The sequence below is a fragment of the Burkholderia sp. BCC0398 genome, assembly GCF_902833245.1.
Classification (GTDB): Bacteria; Pseudomonadota; Gammaproteobacteria; order Burkholderiales; family Burkholderiaceae; genus Burkholderia; species Burkholderia sola.
On the sequence record NZ_CADFEM010000010.1, the window covers coordinates 204,752 to 220,776 of the forward strand.

At 67.6% G+C, this 16,025-nt stretch carries 15 protein-coding genes and 1 pseudogene; 10 read left to right on the plus strand and 6 right to left on the minus strand.

What is annotated here, in order from left to right; translation table 11 throughout:
• The first annotated feature begins 55 nt into the window (after window positions 1-55).
• The 7 genes from HWX76_RS22640 to HWX76_RS22670 all read left to right on the plus strand — a co-directional run bounded on the left by HWX76_RS22640 (window position 56) and on the right by HWX76_RS22670 (window position 5,566).
• Window positions 56-979, plus strand: a complete 924-nt coding sequence (locus HWX76_RS22640; protein ID WP_176016363.1) for an ABC transporter substrate-binding protein — start codon at window positions 56-58, stop codon at window positions 977-979.
• Window positions 976-2,154 carry an ABC transporter permease gene (locus tag HWX76_RS22645; RefSeq protein ID WP_176016364.1) on the plus strand — a complete coding sequence of 393 codons (1,179 nt, stop codon included), beginning with the start codon at window positions 976-978 and terminating at the stop codon, window positions 2,152-2,154. The genes HWX76_RS22640 and HWX76_RS22645 overlap by 4 nt, the downstream gene beginning before the upstream one ends.
• On the plus strand, window positions 2,151-3,104 hold the full coding sequence (locus HWX76_RS22650) for an ABC transporter ATP-binding protein (RefSeq protein WP_124595462.1): 954 nt from the start codon (window positions 2,151-2,153) through the stop codon (window positions 3,102-3,104). Before HWX76_RS22645 ends, HWX76_RS22650 begins: the two co-directional genes overlap by 4 nt.
• The gene (locus HWX76_RS22655) at window positions 3,101-3,868 is read left to right on the plus strand and encodes an ABC transporter permease (RefSeq protein WP_050012241.1); all 768 of its coding nucleotides are present in this window, start codon (window positions 3,101-3,103) and stop codon (window positions 3,866-3,868) included. Before HWX76_RS22650 ends, HWX76_RS22655 begins: the two co-directional genes overlap by 4 nt.
• A 32-nt stretch (window positions 3,869-3,900) precedes the next feature.
• A complete protein-coding gene (gene arr / locus HWX76_RS22660) occupies window positions 3,901-4,296 on the plus strand; it encodes an NAD(+)--rifampin ADP-ribosyltransferase (RefSeq protein ID WP_050012240.1) in 396 nt (131 codons plus the stop codon).
• 157 nt (window positions 4,297-4,453) lie between these two features.
• Window positions 4,454-5,146, plus strand: coding sequence for a lytic transglycosylase domain-containing protein (locus HWX76_RS22665; RefSeq protein WP_050012239.1), 693 nt, complete (start codon window positions 4,454-4,456; stop codon window positions 5,144-5,146).
• A gap of 3 nt (window positions 5,147-5,149) precedes the next feature.
• Window positions 5,150-5,566, plus strand: coding sequence for a lysozyme inhibitor LprI family protein (locus HWX76_RS22670; RefSeq protein WP_080334165.1), 417 nt, complete (start codon window positions 5,150-5,152; stop codon window positions 5,564-5,566).
• A gap of 181 nt (window positions 5,567-5,747) precedes the next feature.
• Here the strand turns inward: HWX76_RS22670 and HWX76_RS22675 are convergent, their stop codons facing one another.
• The 6 genes from HWX76_RS22675 to HWX76_RS22700 are packed head-to-tail and all read right to left on the minus strand — an operon-like array spanning window position 5,748 to window position 12,792.
• A complete protein-coding gene (locus tag HWX76_RS22675; RefSeq protein WP_034186032.1) occupies window positions 5,748-6,188 on the minus strand; it encodes a dihydroneopterin aldolase in 441 nt (146 codons plus the stop codon).
• Window positions 6,185-6,817, minus strand: a complete 633-nt coding sequence (locus HWX76_RS22680; protein WP_050012237.1) for a sarcosine oxidase subunit gamma — start codon at window positions 6,815-6,817, stop codon at window positions 6,185-6,187. Before HWX76_RS22680 ends, HWX76_RS22675 begins: the two co-directional genes overlap by 4 nt.
• Window positions 6,807-9,818 carry a sarcosine oxidase subunit alpha family protein gene (locus tag HWX76_RS22685; RefSeq protein ID WP_176016365.1) on the minus strand — a complete coding sequence of 1,004 codons (3,012 nt, stop codon included), beginning with the start codon at window positions 9,816-9,818 and terminating at the stop codon, window positions 6,807-6,809. Before HWX76_RS22685 ends, HWX76_RS22680 begins: the two co-directional genes overlap by 11 nt.
• Window positions 9,815-10,126: a sarcosine oxidase subunit delta gene (locus HWX76_RS22690; protein ID WP_034204197.1), complete on the minus strand. Its 312-nt coding sequence runs from the start codon at window positions 10,124-10,126 to the stop codon at window positions 9,815-9,817. The genes HWX76_RS22685 and HWX76_RS22690 overlap by 4 nt, the downstream gene beginning before the upstream one ends.
• A gap of 21 nt (window positions 10,127-10,147) precedes the next feature.
• A complete protein-coding gene (locus tag HWX76_RS22695) occupies window positions 10,148-11,392 on the minus strand; it encodes a sarcosine oxidase subunit beta family protein (protein WP_006480591.1) in 1,245 nt (414 codons plus the stop codon).
• A gap of 14 nt (window positions 11,393-11,406) precedes the next feature.
• A complete protein-coding gene (locus tag HWX76_RS22700) occupies window positions 11,407-12,792 on the minus strand; it encodes an L-serine ammonia-lyase (protein WP_124556351.1) in 1,386 nt (461 codons plus the stop codon).
• A 286-nt stretch (window positions 12,793-13,078) separates the two neighbouring features.
• Here HWX76_RS22700 and HWX76_RS22705 point away from each other — a divergent pair, with 286 nt between their 5' ends.
• The 3 genes and pseudogenes from HWX76_RS22705 to ltnD all read left to right on the plus strand — a co-directional run bounded on the left by HWX76_RS22705 (window position 13,079) and on the right by ltnD (window position 16,007).
• Window positions 13,079-14,152, plus strand: a complete 1,074-nt coding sequence (locus HWX76_RS22705; RefSeq protein WP_176016366.1) for a GlxA family transcriptional regulator — start codon at window positions 13,079-13,081, stop codon at window positions 14,150-14,152.
• A 216-nt stretch (window positions 14,153-14,368) separates the two neighbouring features.
• A pseudogene (locus HWX76_RS22710) lies at window positions 14,369-14,944 on the plus strand (GntR family transcriptional regulator); the annotation flags it as partial.
• A complete protein-coding gene (ltnD, locus tag HWX76_RS22715) occupies window positions 14,907-16,007 on the plus strand; it encodes an L-threonate dehydrogenase (RefSeq protein WP_311767857.1) in 1,101 nt (366 codons plus the stop codon). The pseudogene HWX76_RS22710 and the gene ltnD, both read left to right, overlap by 38 nt.
• Window positions 16,008-16,025 lie beyond the last annotated feature (18 nt).

Sequence of the window (16,025 nt, forward strand, 5' to 3'; positions counted from 1 at the left end):
AGCCCGCTCAGTCAAGTAACTTTCGGCGTACGCCCCCTCCTGGAGATTGGCCCCGATGAAGCTCGCCCTGCCCGCCCGGATCCTGGGCCTCGCGTTCGCCGCCGCGATCGTGGCGCCCGGCGCGCACGCCGACACGCCCGTCGTGGTGTCGTCGAAGATCGACACCGAAGGCAACCTGCTCGGCAACCTCATTTCACAGGTGCTGAAGGCCCACGGCATTCCCGTCACCGAGAAGATCGCGCTCGGCACGACGCCGATCGTGCGCAAGGCGCTCACGAGCGGCGAGATCGACGTCTACCCCGAATACACGGGCAACGCCGCGTTCTTCTTCAACAAGGCCGACGATCCGGTGTGGAAGAACGCGAGCCAAGGCTACGACACCGCGAAGCAACTCGACTACGCGGCGAACCATCTCGTGTGGCTCGCACCGGCGCCCGCGAACAACACGTGGGGCATCGCGCTGCTCGCGCCCGTCGCGCAGTCGCAGCACCTGAAGACCTTCTCCGACTTCGGCAAGTGGGTGGCCAGCGGCGGCAAGGTGAAGCTCGCGGCCTCGGCCGAATTCGTGAACAGCGCGTCCGCGCTGCCGTCGTTCGAGAAAGCGTACGGCTTCAAGCTGAAGCCCGAGCAGCTCGTCGTGCTGTCCGGCGGCGACACGGCCGCGACGATCAAGGCCGCCGCGAACCAGACCGACGGCGTGAACGCGGCGATGGTCTACGGCACCGACGGCGGCATCGCGTCGAGCGGCCTCGCGGTGCTCGACGACGACAAGCACGTGCAGCCTGTCTACGCGCCGGCGCCGGTGATCCGCGAAGCCGCGCTGAAAGTGCATCCGCAGATCGCCGACTTGCTGAAGCCCGTGTTCGCGAGCCTCGACCTGAAAACGCTGCAATCGCTGAACGCCCGCATCCAGCTCAACGGCGAGCCGGCGGCCGGCGTCGCGAAAAGCTACCTGAAAGCGAAGGGTTTCGTGAAATGACGGCGCGCGCGGCAGCGTCCGCGCGGCGCGTCACGCTCGACAAGGTCGGCATCCTGATCGGCATCCTGACGATCGTCGCGGTGTTCGGGCTGTCGTTCGCGGTGCTGCGGCCGAACCGGATCGCGGCCGGCACCGGGCTGTCGGTGTTCGCCGCGTTGCCGCCGATGCAGGGCGCCGTGCTCGCCGCGCTGTGGACCGTCGGCGCGCTGTGGGTGATGACGGCGAGCCGTCCCGCGTGGCGGCTCGCGGCCGGCTGTACGGGGCTCGCGACGCTCGCGTATGCGGTCGGCGCGGCCGCGGCGCATGTCGTCGCACCCGACGACATGCTGGCCCGCGTGTCGCCCGACGCCGGCGTCTGGCTGCTGCTGTTCGCATGGGCCGTGCTGATCGCCGACGCGCTCGCGCGCCTCGCGTTCGGCCCGTGGCGGCGCCTCGCCGCGCTCGCCGTCGCGATAGCAGCGGTTTCGGTGCCGCTCGCGAGCGGCGGGTGGGACGGCCTCTCCGTGATGCGCGAATACGCGGTGCGCAGCGACGATTTCTGGCGCGAAGCGATCCGTCACGTGTCGCTCGCGGGCGGCTCGGTCGCCGCCGCGCTCGTCGCGGGCGTGCCGTTCGGCATCGCCTGCGCGCGCATCGCGACGGTGCGCACCGTCGCGATGCCCGCGCTCAATATCGTGCAGACGATCCCCAGCATCGCGATGTACGGGCTGATGATGGCGCCGCTCGGCCTGCTCGCCGCGCACGTGCCGCTCGCGGCCGCGCTCGGCATCCGCGGCATCGGGGTCGCGCCGGCCGTGCTTGCGCTGTTCCTCTACTCGCTGCTGCCGATCGCATCGAGCGTCGTGGTCGGGCTCGAACAGGTGCCGCCGCACGTGACCGAAGCCGCGCGCGCGATGGGCATGACGCGTGCGCAGCGGCTGCTGCGCGTCGATCTCGTGCTCGCGCTGCCGGTGATCCTGAGCGGCGTGCGCATCGTGCTCGTGCAGAACATCGGGCTGACCGCGGTGGCCGCGCTGATCGGCGGCGGCGGGTTCGGCACCTTCATCTTCCAGGGGATCGGGCAATCGGCCGCCGATCTCGTGCTGCTCGGCGCGATCCCGACGATCGCGCTCGCACTGGCGGCCGCGGTCGTGTTCGAAGCCGCGACGTCGCTCGCGAAGGGGCGTGCAGGATGATCGAGATCGAACGAGTCGGCAAACGCTTCGGCGACGCGGTCGCCGTCGACGACGTATCGCTGACGATGCAACGCGGCACGATCACCGCGCTCGTCGGCGCATCGGGCAGCGGCAAGTCGACGCTCTTGCGCATGATCAACCGGCTGATCGCGCCGACCAGCGGCACGATTCGCATCGACGGCGTCGATACGGCGACCGTCGCACCCGAGCAACTACGCCGCGGCATCGGCTATGCGATCCAGGGGCACGGGCTGTTTCCGCACTGGAGCGTCGCGCGCAACATCGCGACCGTGCCGCGCCTGCTCGGCTGGCCGGCGGAGCGCATCGACGCCCGCGTGAACGAACTGCTCGATCTGTTCCATCTCGCGCCGGCCGAATTCGCGGGCAAGCTCCCGCACGAACTGTCGGGCGGCCAGCAGCAGCGCGTCGGCGTTGCGCGCGCCCTTGCGGCCGAGCCTGCGATGCTGCTGATGGACGAACCATTCGGCGCGCTCGATCCGATCATCCGCAACAAGGCGCAGGACGACCTGTTCGCGCTGCAGCGCCGCCTCGGCATCACGGTCGTGATCGTCACGCACGATATCGAGGAAGCGCTGAAGCTCGGCGACACGATCGCGGTGATGGACGGCGGCCGGCTGCTGCAGGTCGCGTCGCCGGCCGAGATTCTCGGCAAGCCGGCGGCGGGTGTCGTCGAACAGCTCGTCGCGGGCGTCGATCGGCCGCTGCGCCTGCTCGCGCTCACGCCGATCGACGCCGTGGCCGAAGCCGGCCACGCCGACGGCGAACCGATCGCGGCGACGCGCACGCTGCGCGATGCGGTGTCCGAATTGTTGTGGCGCGGCGTCGATGCGCTACCCGTCGACGATACGGCCGACGGCTACCGCCACGCACACGGCCCCCGCCGCATCACGCTCGACGCGATCCGTTCACACGCGAGGCAGCCCGCATGACGACGCGCGGCAGCATGGGACCCAAGCGGTCGTCGCTTCCCGCGTACGTCGCCCGCGCGGCCGCGCTCGCGCTGCTGCTCGTGCTGCTGTTGCGCCCCGTGTGGCTGCAGGGTCTGTTCGCGCCGTTCGCGGACAACGGCGCGCCGGTGATCTACGATCGCGCGAGCCTGCTCGATCTCACGCTCGCGCATCTCGGCACGGTCGCGCTGTCGAGCCTGATCGGCACGATCGTCGCGGTCGCGGCCGGCATCGCGGTCACGCGGCCGTTCGGTGCGGATTTCCTGCCGGTCGCGCGCAGCGTCGTCGATATCGGCCAGACCTTCCCGCCGGTTGCCGTGCTCGCGCTGGCCGTGCCGGCAGTCGGCTTCGGCCTGAAACCCGTGCTGATCGCGCTCGTTTTGTACGGGCTCCTGCCGGTTTTCGAAAGCACGATCGCGGGGATCGAGGACGTGCCGCGCGACGTCGTCGACGCCGCGCGCGGGATGGGGATGAGCGGCTGGCAGCAGCTGGTGTCCGTCGAGCTGCCGCTCGCGTTCCCGGTGATCGTCAACGGCATCCGCCTCGCGGTCGTGATCAATCTCGGCACCGCGACGATCGGCTCGACGGTCGCCGCGCGCGGGCTCGGCGACGTGATCATCGCGGGCCTGCAGACGTCGAACACCGCGTTCGTGCTGCAAGGCGGCGTGATCGTCGGCTTGCTCGCGGTGCTCGTCAGCGATGCGATCGGCGCGATCGCGCGGGTGGCGAGCGCGCGGCGCGCGTAGCAGCCGTCGCAAAATTTTTCGAAGGAGAAACCATGGCTGCCCTGGACACCGGCCCGTTTTTTCATGGCACGAAAGCGGATCTGCGGACCGGCGACTTGCTGACGGCAGGCTTCAGATCGAATTATCGGGATGACGTCGTGATGAATCACATTTATTTCACGGCCCTGCCCAAAGGCGCCGGCCTGGCTGCGGACATGGCCAAAGGCGATGGCCGGCCGCGGGTCTACATCGTCGAACCCACCGGCGAATTCGAAAACGACCCGAACGTCACGGACAAGAAATTCCCGGGCAATCCGACGCGATCGTATCGAAGCACATCGCCTTTGAAGATCGTTGGCGAACTCGATAGCTGGGAACCGTACGATCCGGCGTTCATCCAGCAGCTCAGAATCCGCATCGAAACCGGCATCGGCGAGATCATCAACTAGCGCGCGTCCGGACTCCGATGCGTGTCCGCGCAACGATCGGCACGTCGATGATCGCGAACGTGACAAGCCTACACGTCGCTTTCATTCGAGCCGGCGCTCGACCACGCGCCGCGATTGGTCGATATACTATGCGCCTCCCATTTCCCCGCACTCGACCATGCGACGACGGTTCTTCTGGCTGATCGTGCTTTCGCTCGGCATTGCGCAACAGGCCGCGGCGCAGCAGGCGCCCGCTTTGCCTGCTTCCGCGCCCGATGCACTGGCATCGGCGCCGGCTGCCGCGCCCGCGCCGCTCGCGAGCACCAACGATCAGCCCAACGAAGCAAACCGCCGCATCACGTCCTACCTGACGAAGAAATTCGGCGTCGCAAGAGAAAAGGCCGCGAAGCTCGCCGATATCGTGAGCGTCACTGCGACGAAATATTCGCTGCCGCCGGCACTCGTTTACGCGATTATTTCGATCGAATCGCGCTTCCAGGAAAAGGCGCGCGGCCAGCATGGCGCGACCGGATTGATGCAGGTCGTGCCGTCCGCGCACCGCGGCATGCTGCGCGACGTGAAGGACCTGACCGAGCCGAATGCGAACGTCGAGGTCGGCTCGCGCATTCTGTCGGGCTATGTGAAAGCGGCCGGCGGCAACGTGCAGGCCGGGTTGAGGAGCTACAGCGGCGGATCCAGTGCGTATGCGGCGAAAGTGATGCAGCGGGTCGATTCGTTCCGGTTCGTGCTCGAACCCGATGACGATGCGAAAAGTGCGAATACCGCGAACGATGCGAACAACGCGAAGGCGCACATGGTGCCGGTCAGCGATCCGTCAGCGGCGCCGGCCGCGAACCGCAACGCGAAGTAAGCAATGGGCACCCCCGTTCGCACGGCCCCGGCCCGACGCCGCGCGGTCCGGCTGTTCGCCATTGTCGCGCTGTCGGGCGGCCCTGTATCGGCTTTCGCTGCCGTCGACTGCGAACAGGCAGGGCCGACGATGGAAGCCGTGCGGCGCTGCGTGCTCGATCAGCAGCAGCAGCAAGTGGACAGCGCGTACCGGTCGCTCGCTCGCAAGCTGCGCCAACGCAACCCCGACGCTGCCGCCCGACTCGCGAAATCGCAGACGAGTTGGGCCGCCTTTGCCGGCGATACTTGTGACTACGTGAAGACCGCCAATCCGCAGCAGACGATTCCGAGTGACGCCTGGCTCAACTGTTGGGTGGATTTCAGTCAGGCACGCGTGCGCATCCTGAAGAAGTGGGAAGCGCAACTGACGCAGCCGAACTGACCGCCGGCCGTGCCATATCGCCAATTGTTCCGATATTTCAGGAACAAAAACGCCAAAGGCCAGCGGTAGCCCATTCTTCTCATATTTCAGGAACTGTAAACGAGTACGGCGGCGCATTCGCGCCGCCGCCCCATGGCGTCACCGGATCACCTCCCTCGTGCCTTGATCCGGCCCCCTCTGATCAAAGCTGCCCCGCCGCCCCCGTCCACCGCAGGTAATCCCCGCGCGTCCAGTCCAGCGACACACCCACGCGCTTCGTCCCCGGCCGGATCTTCGGCTTGTACACCGACAGCGTCAGCGACTCCAGCGCCGGCCATTCGCGAAACGACAGCACCGCGATATCTGCAACGAGCGTCTCCAGCAACCGCGTATGCGGCTTGTGCGACAGAAACGACGCGACGCGCGCGCAGTAGCCGTCGTAATCGATCCACTCGCCCTGCTCGCTCGGCTCGCAGCGATACCCGAGCCGCGCGTCGATCACGATCGGCTGCGGCGCTTCATGCTCGTGCGCATGAATGCCGATTCGCGCGGGCACCTTCAGTTCGTCGACGAACACGCTCCAGCCGCGCCCGCGCAGGCGCGGCGCGTCGATCGCCACGAACGGTTCGTCGAACGGCTTCATGATGCGAGCGGCGCCGCGGCGTCGAGCATGATGCGCACGAAATAGTCGGCGAAGCTGCGGCGCAGGACGATCTCGAACGTGTCGTCGCCGGTCGGGATCAGCGTGATCGGCGACTTGAAGTAGTGCGACTGCGCGCACTGGCCCGGCTTGAACACGCGCGGATGCAGATCGAGCGGGCAGCCGCGCGCGATCACGTCGCGCACGCGTTCGCCGGTGATCTCGACGACCGTGTAGCCGCTGCCGACGTCGACGGCCGCCGCGTACAAGCCCTGCACGGCCTCGGCCAGCTTCGCCTCGAGCACGCCGGCCTGCACCGGCCCGTTCGACCGCACGAGCCATTCGTCGGGGCCGAGCCACAGCACGTCGTACTCGGCGCCGCGCGCCACCGTGTTCGGCTCCGCGGGCGGCCGGCAGCCGACCACGCGCTCGAACGCGGCGACGAATGCCGGATCGCCCAACTCGCCGCGCACGTTGACGAGATCGAGGAACGGCCGCTCGCGCAGCGTGAACTTCTTCGAAGCGCGCGCCTGGTGCGGCTTCAGCACGTCGGCCGCGCCGACGAACGGCGATTCAAGCGTCACGCCGCCCGCGCCCGCCACCTGCGTCTGGTTTCTCGTTTCATTCCACATGCTGACGCACCCCTTCGGTATCGTAGAAAACCGGGCTCGAGATCTTCGCGGTGATGCGCTTGCCGTTGGCCAGCGGAATCACGACGCTCTCGCCCATCTTGTTCAGGCCGCCCTTCACCACCGCGAGCGCGATCGAGCGCTTCAGGATCGGGCTGTAGTAGCTCGACGTCACGTGGCCGATCATCGGCGTCGGATCGGTGGCCGACACCTGCGTGTCCTTCGCGATGATCTGCGCGCCTTCCGGCAGCACGAACTGTTCGTCTTCGGTCAGCAGGCCGACGAACTGCTTGCGGCCTTCCTTCGCGGTATCCGAACGCGACAGCGAGCGCTTGCCGAGGAAGTCCTTCGACTTCGCGACGACCCCGCCCATCCCGAGGTCGAACGGCGTGATCGAGCCGTCGGTATCCTGGCCGACGATGATGTAGCCCTTCTCCGCGCGCAGCACGTGCATCGTTTCGGTGCCGTACGGCGTGATGTCGAACTCGGCGCCGGCCGCCATCAGCGCTTCCCACACCGCGCGGCCCGCATTCGCCGGCACGTTCACTTCGTAGGCCAACTCGCCCGAGAAGCTGATCCGCATCACGCGCGCCTTCGCGCCGGCGACGGTGCCGTTGCGATAGCTCATGAACGGGAACGCTTCATTGCCGAAGTCGATGTCCTGGCACACCTTCTGCACGACCTTGCGGCTCTTCGGGCCGACCACCGCGAACGTCGCCCAGTGATCGGTGACGGACGCGAGCCGCACCTTCATGTCGGGCCATTCGGTCTGCAGCCAGCGCTCGAGCCACGTCAGCACGCGCGCCGCGCCGCCGGTGGTGGTGGTCATCATGAAATGCTGGTCGGCGAGGCGCACGGTCACGCCGTCGTCGAACACCATCCCGTTTTCGTCGAGCATCAGCCCGTAGCGGCACTTGCCCACTTCGAGCTTGTTCCACGGGTTCGTGTACATCCAGTTCAGCAGCTTCACCGCGTCCGGGCCCTGGATGTCGATCTTGCCGAGCGTCGACGCGTCGAGGATGCCGACGCTGTTGCGCACCGCGAGACATTCGCGCTTCACGGCCGCATGGAGATCCTCGCCGTTCTTCGGGAAATACCACGGCCGCTTCCAGTTGCCGACGTCCTCGAACATCGCGCCGTGCTCGACGTGCCATTCGTGCACGGCCGTCTTGCGGATCGGGTCGAGGAAATCGCCCGTCTCGCGGCCCGCGAACGTACCGAACGACACGGGCGTGTAGTTCGGGCGGAACGTCGTCGTACCCGTTTCCGGAATCGTCTTGCCGAGCGCGCCCGCGAGAATCGCCATCCCGTTGATGTTGCCGAGCTTGCCCTGGTCGGTGCCGAAGCCCATCGCCGTGTAGCGCTTCACGTGCTCGACCGACTCGAAGCCTTCGCGCGCGGCGAGCAGGATGTCGGCGGCTGCGACGTCGTTCTGGAAGTCGACGAACTGCTTCGGCCCGCGCGCCGCCGCCTCGCGGCTACCGACGAGCCACAACGGCTGCAATGCGCCTTCGACGGCTTCGGCGACCTGCGGCGCGGCCGGGCGCTGCGCGGCCGTGAAGCCCGCGGCCTTCGCCGCTTCCACGCCCGCATCGACCGCGAGCCGCAGCGCACGGGCCAGCCCGAATTCGCCGGCCGCCGCACCGATGCTCGCTTCCGCCTGCACGGGCTTGCCCGGCAGGAAGCACGCCTTCTCGTCGTTCCAGCACGCCTTGCCGCCCGACTGCGCGAACAGGTGCAGCACCGGGCTGAAGCCGCCCGACATCGCGACGAGGTCGCACGGCAGCGACTGCATCTTGCCGCCGGTCTGGCCGTTCGAGTAGGACGCGACGTCGACCGACGATACGCGCCACTTGCCCGAAGCGGCCGTGACGACCGCACCGCTCATCACCGTCACGCCCTGCCGCTTGGCCGCCGCCGGCAGCGCGCCGTTCGACGATGCGCGGGAATCGACGACCGTCACCTTCGCGCCGCACGCCTTCAGGTCGAGCGCGGTCTGGTATGCACGGTCGTTGTTCGTGAACACGACCACGTTGCGGCCCGGCATCACGCCGAAGCGATGCACGTAGGTCGACACCGCGCCCGCGAGCATCACGCCCGGCAGGTCGTTGTTGCCGAATACGATCGGCCGCTCGTGCGCGCCGGTCGCGAGAATCACGCGCTTCGCACGGACCTTCCACAGCAGTTCGCGCGTGCCCTTGCGCATCGACACCGGCAGGTGATCGGTCAGGCGCTGCGTGACCGTCACGAGGTTGTGGTCCTGATAGCCGAACGCGGTGCTGCGCGACAGGATCGTCACGTCGGGCAGCTTGCGCAGCTCGGCCTCGATCTTCTCGACCCATTGCAGCGCGGGCTTCGCGTCGATCTCCGCGCGGCACGACAGCAGGCTGCCGCCGAGCTCACGCTGGTCGTCGACGAGGATCACGCGTGCGCCGGCCGTGGCGGCCGCATGCGCGGCGGCGAGGCCCGACGGGCCACCGCCGACCACGAGCACGTCGCAGTGCGCGTAGCACTTGTCGTAGCGATCGGCGTCGAGCACCTCGGGCGCCTTGCCGAGGCCGGCCGCTTCGCGGATCTTCTCTTCGTACTTCGGCCACATGTTGCGCGGCCACATGAAGGTCTTGTAGTAGAACCCGGCCGGCATGAAGCGCGAGAACTTCTGGTTGATCGCGTACTTGTCGTTCTCGAGCGTCGGCTCCGCGTTCACGCTCGTCGCGACGAGCCCCTGGTACAGCTCGATCTCGGTCGCGCGCGCGTTAGGCACGGTGTACGGGCCGGTTTCGAGCTGCACGACGGCATTCGGTTCCGCGACGTCCGCCGTCACGATTCCGCGCGGACGGTGGTACTTGAAGCTGCGCGCGACGAAGTGCACGCCGTTCGCGAGCAGCGCGGACGCGAGCGTGTCGCCCTGGAAGCCCTGATACGTGCGGCCGTTGAACGTGAACGTCAACGGAATCGCGCGATTGATGCGGCCACCGGTGCCGAGGCGGTCTTTCTGGCTCATTTGCTGGTGCCCTCTTCGTGTGCGTTGCCGGCAGCGGCGCCATTGGCAGCCCCGCCGAACTTTTCGTAGCCCTTGATATCGTAGGTCACCGTGTCGCGCGTCACCTTGAACCAGCGGCGGCAACCCTGCGTATGCAGCCATTGCTCCTTGTGCAGCCCGCGCTTGTTCTCGCGCATGAACACGTATTCGCCCCATTCGCGGTCGGTCATGGTCTCGTTCGCCACCGGGCGCACGATGTCGGCTTCACCGCCGCACGTAAACTCGGATTCGGCGCGCGGCCCGCACCACGGACATTCGATCAGCAACATGTTTCTTTCTCCTCAGTGCGGTTAGTGCGCGACGGCGGCAGCGCCGTGCTCGTCGATCAGGTGGCCCGTGTAGAAGCGGTCGAGCGCGAACGGCGCGTTCAGCGGATGCGGTTCGTCGCGGGCGATCGTGTGAGCGAACACCCAGCCCGAGCCCGGCGTCGCCTTGAAGCCGCCGGTACCCCAGCCGCAGTTGAAATACAGGCCCTTCACGTCGGTCTTGGTGATGATCGGGCACGCGTCCGGCGACACGTCGACGATGCCGCCCCACTGGCGGTTCATCCGCACGCGCGAGAACACCGGGAACATCTCGACGATCGCCTGCAGCGTACTTTCGATGATGTGGAAGCTGCCGCGCTGGCCGAAGCCCGTGTACTGGTCGATACCGGCGCCGATCACGAGGTCGCCCTTGTCGGACTGGCTGATGTATGCGTGCACCGCGTTCGACATGATCACCGAGTTGACGACCGGCTTGATCGGCTCGGACACCAGCGCCTGCAGCGGATGGCTTTCGATCGGCAGACGCACGCCGGCCATGTCGGCGAGCGTCGTCGTGTTGCCGGCCGCGACCACCGCGACCTTCTTCGCCTTGATGAACCCCTTCACCGTATCGACGCCGACCACCGCGCCGCCTTCGCGGCGAATGCCCGTGACCTGGCAGTTCTGGATGATGTCGACGCCGGCGCGATCCGCGCCGCGCGCGAAGCCCCAGGCCACCGCGTCGTGGCGTGCGACGCCCGCACGGCGCTGGATCGATGCGCCGAGCACCGGGTAGCGGCTGTTCAGGTTGATCGTCGGCTCGATTTCCTTGATCTGCGCGGGCGTCAGGAATTCGGCGTCGACGCCGTTCAGCCGGTTCGCGTTCACGCGGCGCTCGGTGTCGCGCACGTCCTGCAGCGTGTGCGCGAGGTTCATCACGCCGCGCTGGCTGAACATCACGTTGTAGTTGAGATCCTGCGACAGCCCTTCCCACAGCTTCATCGCCTTCTCGTACAGCGCGGCCGATTCGTCCCACAGATAGTTCGAGCGCACGATCGTCGTGTTGCGCGCGGTGTTGCCGCCGCCGATCCAGCCCTTCTCGAGGATCGCGACGTTCGTGATCCCGTGCTCCTTCGCGAGGTAGTACGCGGTCGCGAGGCCGTGGCCGCCGCCGCCGACGATCACGACGTCGTATTCCTTCTTCGGCTCCGGGCTCTTCCACTGCTTTTCCCAGTTCTCGTGATACGAGAGGCCGTTGCGGAACAGGCTGAATATCGAGTAGCGGCTCATGTTTGGATCCTTCGTTAGCATTCGATGACGTTCACGGCGAGGCCGCCGCGCGACGTTTCCTTGTATTTCGTCTTCATGTCGGCGCCGGTTTCGCGCATCGTCTTGATCACGGAATCGAGCGATACGTAGTGCTGGCCGTTGCCCTTGAGCGCCATGCGCGACGCGTTCAGCGCCTTGATCGCGCCCATCGCGTTGCGCTCGATGCACGGGATCTGCACGAGCCCGCCGACGGGGTCACAGGTCATCCCGAGGTTGTGCTCCATGCCGATCTCGGCCGCGTTCTCGACCTGGTCGGGCGTGCCGCCCATCACCGCGGCGAGCGCGGCGGCGGCCATCGAGCACGCGACGCCCACTTCGCCCTGGCAGCCGACTTCCGCGCCGGAGATCGACGCGGTTTCCTTGTAGATGATCCCGATCGCCGCGGCCGTCAGCAGGAATTCGACGATGCCGGCTTCGTTCGAGCCCGGCACGAACTTCACGTAGTAGTGCAGCACCGCGGGAATCACGCCGGCCGCGCCGTTGGTCGGCGCGGTGACGACACGGCCGCCGGCCGCGTTTTCCTCGTTCACGGCCATCGCATACAGGTTGACCCAGTCGAGCATCGACAGCGGGTCGCGCAGCGACTCTTCGGAACGCGAACGCAGGCGGCCGTTCAGTTCGGCCGCGCGGCGCTTCACGCGCATCGGTCCCGGCAGGTCGCCCTCGACCTTGCAGCCGCGCTCGACGCAGGCGGCCATCGTGCGCCAGATCGCGAGCAGCCCGGCGCGCACTTCGTCGGCGGGGCGCAGCGCGCTTTCGTTGCGCAGCATCAGTTCGGCGATCGACAGCCCGTGCTCGCGGCACTGGCGCATCAGGTCGTCGCCGGTGCGGAACGGATACGGCACCTCGACCGCCGCGCGCACGCCGTTCACGCGATCGCCGTCGCGGTTCACGACGAAGCCGCCGCCGACCGAGTAATACTCTTTCTCGACCAGCAGCTGGCCGTGCTCGTCGAATGCCTGGAAGCGCATCCCGTTCGGATGCACGATGCTCGTGCCGCTCATCAGCTTGCGATAAAAGCCGATGTGTTCCTTCTCGTCGAAGCGCACCGTCTGCTTGCCGAGCAGCGACAGCGATTTCTCCGCGCGGATCGCGGCCAGCCGCGGCTCGATCAGGTCCGGATCGATCGTGTCGGGCAGGTGGCCCTCGAGGCCGAGCAGCACGGCCTTGTCGGTGCCGTGGCCCTTGCCGGTCGCGCCGAGCGAGCCGTACAGCTCGACCCGCACGCGGCGCACGAAGCCGAGCAGGTTCGCGTCCTCGACGTGCGACGCGAAGCGGCACGCGGCGATCATCGGGCCGACCGTATGCGAACTGGACGGGCCGATGCCGATCTTGAACAGGTCGAACGCGCTGACGTTCATCTGGCTTCCTTTGGGTTGCATGCGTGAAATGTCGTTGGGCACCAGTACATCAAAGCGTAAAATCGGCCGATAGAACAAAAACGGCATCGGCGTGGGATACCGCCGCCAAGCGCCGTGCCGGCCGGCCCGAAAGTGCGTTTTGGCGATGGTTCGCGACGAAAAACCACAAGTCCGGCCGCGGCCGATCGGCGACGCTGGCTGCATCCGCGCCGCCTCCGGCAGCCGCAACCCGCAAACAGTGTGAAACGAGTGAGACCGCCTGCCCGGCGTGACGAGATTGGCCGCGATGACCCCCGACGTACCCGCTTCCCCCCTCGCAGAACCCGCGCCGCGGCGCATCCGCTTCGGCATCGTGCTGCTGCCGAACTTCACGCTGACGGCCTTCTCCGGCTTCGTCGACATGCTGCGGCTGTCGGCCGACGACGGCGACTACAGCAAGCCCGTGCGCTGCGCGTGGAGCGTGATCGGCGAGACGCTCGCGCCGGTGCGCGCGAGCTGCGGGATCCAGATCACGCCGTGGGAGACGTTCGACGCGGCCGAGCCGTTCGACTATGTGGTGGTGGTCGGCGGGCTGCTGCATTCGGGGCCGCAGGCCGGCCCTGAAACGCTCGAGTTCATCCGCCGCGCGGCGGCGGGCGGCGCGACGGTCGTCGGCATCTGCACCGGCGTGTTCACGCTGATGCGCGCCGGCGTGCTCGACGGCTACCGCACCTGCGTGAGCTGGTTCCATTACTGGGATTTCATCGAGCGCTTTCCGTCCGCCGATCCCGACCTGCTGATCGCAGACCGGCTGTTCGTGATCGACCGGCGCCGGATCACGTGCTCGGGCGGCCGCGCGTCGATCGACGTCGCCGCCGCGATCCTGCTGCGCCATTTCGATCACGCGACCGTGCAGAAGGCGCTGCGCATCCTGCTCGTCGGCGAGATGCAGAAAGGCAATGCGCCGCAGCCGCATCCGCCGGGGCTCGAGCCGGCGACGCACCCGAAGGTCAAGCGCGCGATTCTTCTGATGGAACAGCACGTCGGGCGTGCGCTGTCGCTCGACGAGCTCGCGAGCAAGCTCGACCTGTCGACGCGGCAGCTCGAACGGCTGTTCAAGGCCGAGACCGGCAGGAGCCCGCAGGCCTTCGCGAAGCAGGTGCGGCTGCGCACGGCCGCGTGGCTGCTGACGAGTTCGGACCGCACGGTCGCCGATATCGCGTCGAGCTGCGGATTCGCCGATGCGTCGCACCTGGGGCGCGAATTCCGCAAGCAGTTCGGCGTGCCGCCGGCGACCTATCGCGAGCGCGGCGGCGACGTGGCCGAAGTGGCCGCGATGCCCGACGCGTCGGCCGACCCCGTCGAGGACATCGCCGAGTGACGGGGCCGGGCAGCCAGCCCCTTCCCTGATCGATTGCAGAACGACGCATGTTCGCGTCGGTTTCCGTTCTTTTGGAACCGGTTCCAATCAATTTAGCCGACGTTACCTCTCTTGAACGAGGGTTATCCCGGATGCTGATGCTCGCTCAAATTTGTATGATGACCACATCACCTTACAAACATGAGCATCATGTTCGAGAAAATTCCCGCCCGTGCGATGAGCGACCACGTCGCGCAGCAACTGCTCAAGCAGATCGAAGTGGGCAGCTTCTCGGCCACCGGCAAGCTGCCGACTGAAGCCGTGCTCGCGCAGGAATTCGGCGTGAGCCGCACCGTGATCCGCGAAGCGATCTCGCGGCTGAAGAACGAAGGCGTGGTCGAGCCGCGCCAGGGCAGCGGCGTATTCGTGAACCAGCACGGCGCGATCCGGCCGCTGCGGATCGACTACGCGGAAGCCGTCGAGGCGAGCTCGCTGCCGCATCTGCTCGCGGTGCGCCGCGCGATCGAGGCGGAAGTCGCGGCCGAGGCCGCGCTGCACCACACCGCCGACGACATGGCCGACATCGACGACGCGCTGCGCAAGATCGACGCAGCCGTTGCCGAAGGGCGCGACGGCGTCGCGGAAGACGTCGCATTCCACCGCACGATCGCGGCCGTCACCGGCAACCCGTATTTCCTGAAGACGCTGCAATTCCTGAACCAATATCTCGAAGCCGGCGTGAAGGTCACGCGCAGCAACGAAGCGACGCGCGAGGATTTCTCGCGTCAGGTGCGCGAAGAGCACGCGGCGATCGCCGACGCGATCCGCGCGCGCGACCCGATGGCCGCCCGCAACGCGGCGCGCACGCACATGTACAACGCCGCCCGCCGTCTCGCGGAAGCCGGCATCTGCTGAAGCCGGCGGTCGCGGCCGTTCCTGGCAGCGCCGCCGTCACGAACCTCTCCCGAATCGATCAAGGTTGACCATGTCACGAAATGTTGGAGTCATCGGCCTCGGCGCGATGGGCCTCGGCGTCGCACGCTCGCTGCTGCGCGCCGGCCTGCGCGTCCACGCATGCGACGTGCGCGACACCGTGCTGCAGGCGTTCGCCGCCGAAGGCGGCATCGCGTGCGCGACGCCGGCCGAACTCGGCGCGCAGTGCGACGTCGTCGTCACGCTCGTCGTCAATGCCGCGCAAACGGAAACGGTGCTGTTCGGCGAACACGGTGCGGTCGCCGCGATGAAGCCGGGCGGCGTCGTGATCGCGAGCGCGACCGTCGCGCCCGAATTCGCGGTCGCGCTCGGCGCGCGCATCGAAGCGGCCGGCCTGCAGATGCTCGACGCGCCGGTATCCGGCGGCGCCGCGCGCGCGGCCTCCGGCGAGATGACGATGATGACGTCGGGCCCGGCCGCCGCCTATGCGGGCTGCGAGGACGTGCTCGCCGCGATCGCCGGCAAGGTGTACCGTCTCGGCGACGCGCACGGCATCGGCTCGAAAGTGAAGATCATCAACCAGTTGCTGGCCGGCGTGCATATCGCGGCCGCCGCCGAGGCGATGGCGCTCGGCCTGCGCGAAGGCGTCGACGCCGACGCGCTGTACGACGTGATCACGCACAGCGCGGGCAATTCGTGGATGTTCGAGAACCGCGTGCCGCACATCCTGAACGGCGACTACACGCCGCTGTCGGCCGTCGACATCTTCGTGAAGGATCTCGGCCTCGTGCTCGATACCGCGCGCCGCAGCAAATTCCCGCTGCCGCTTTCCGCCACCGCGCACCAGATGTTCATGAGCGCGTCGAGCGCCGGCCACGGCGGCGAGGACGATTCCGCCGTGATCAAGACTTTCCCCGGCATCACGCTGCCGCCCGCCCGCTGATTCGAACGACGTGCCTGC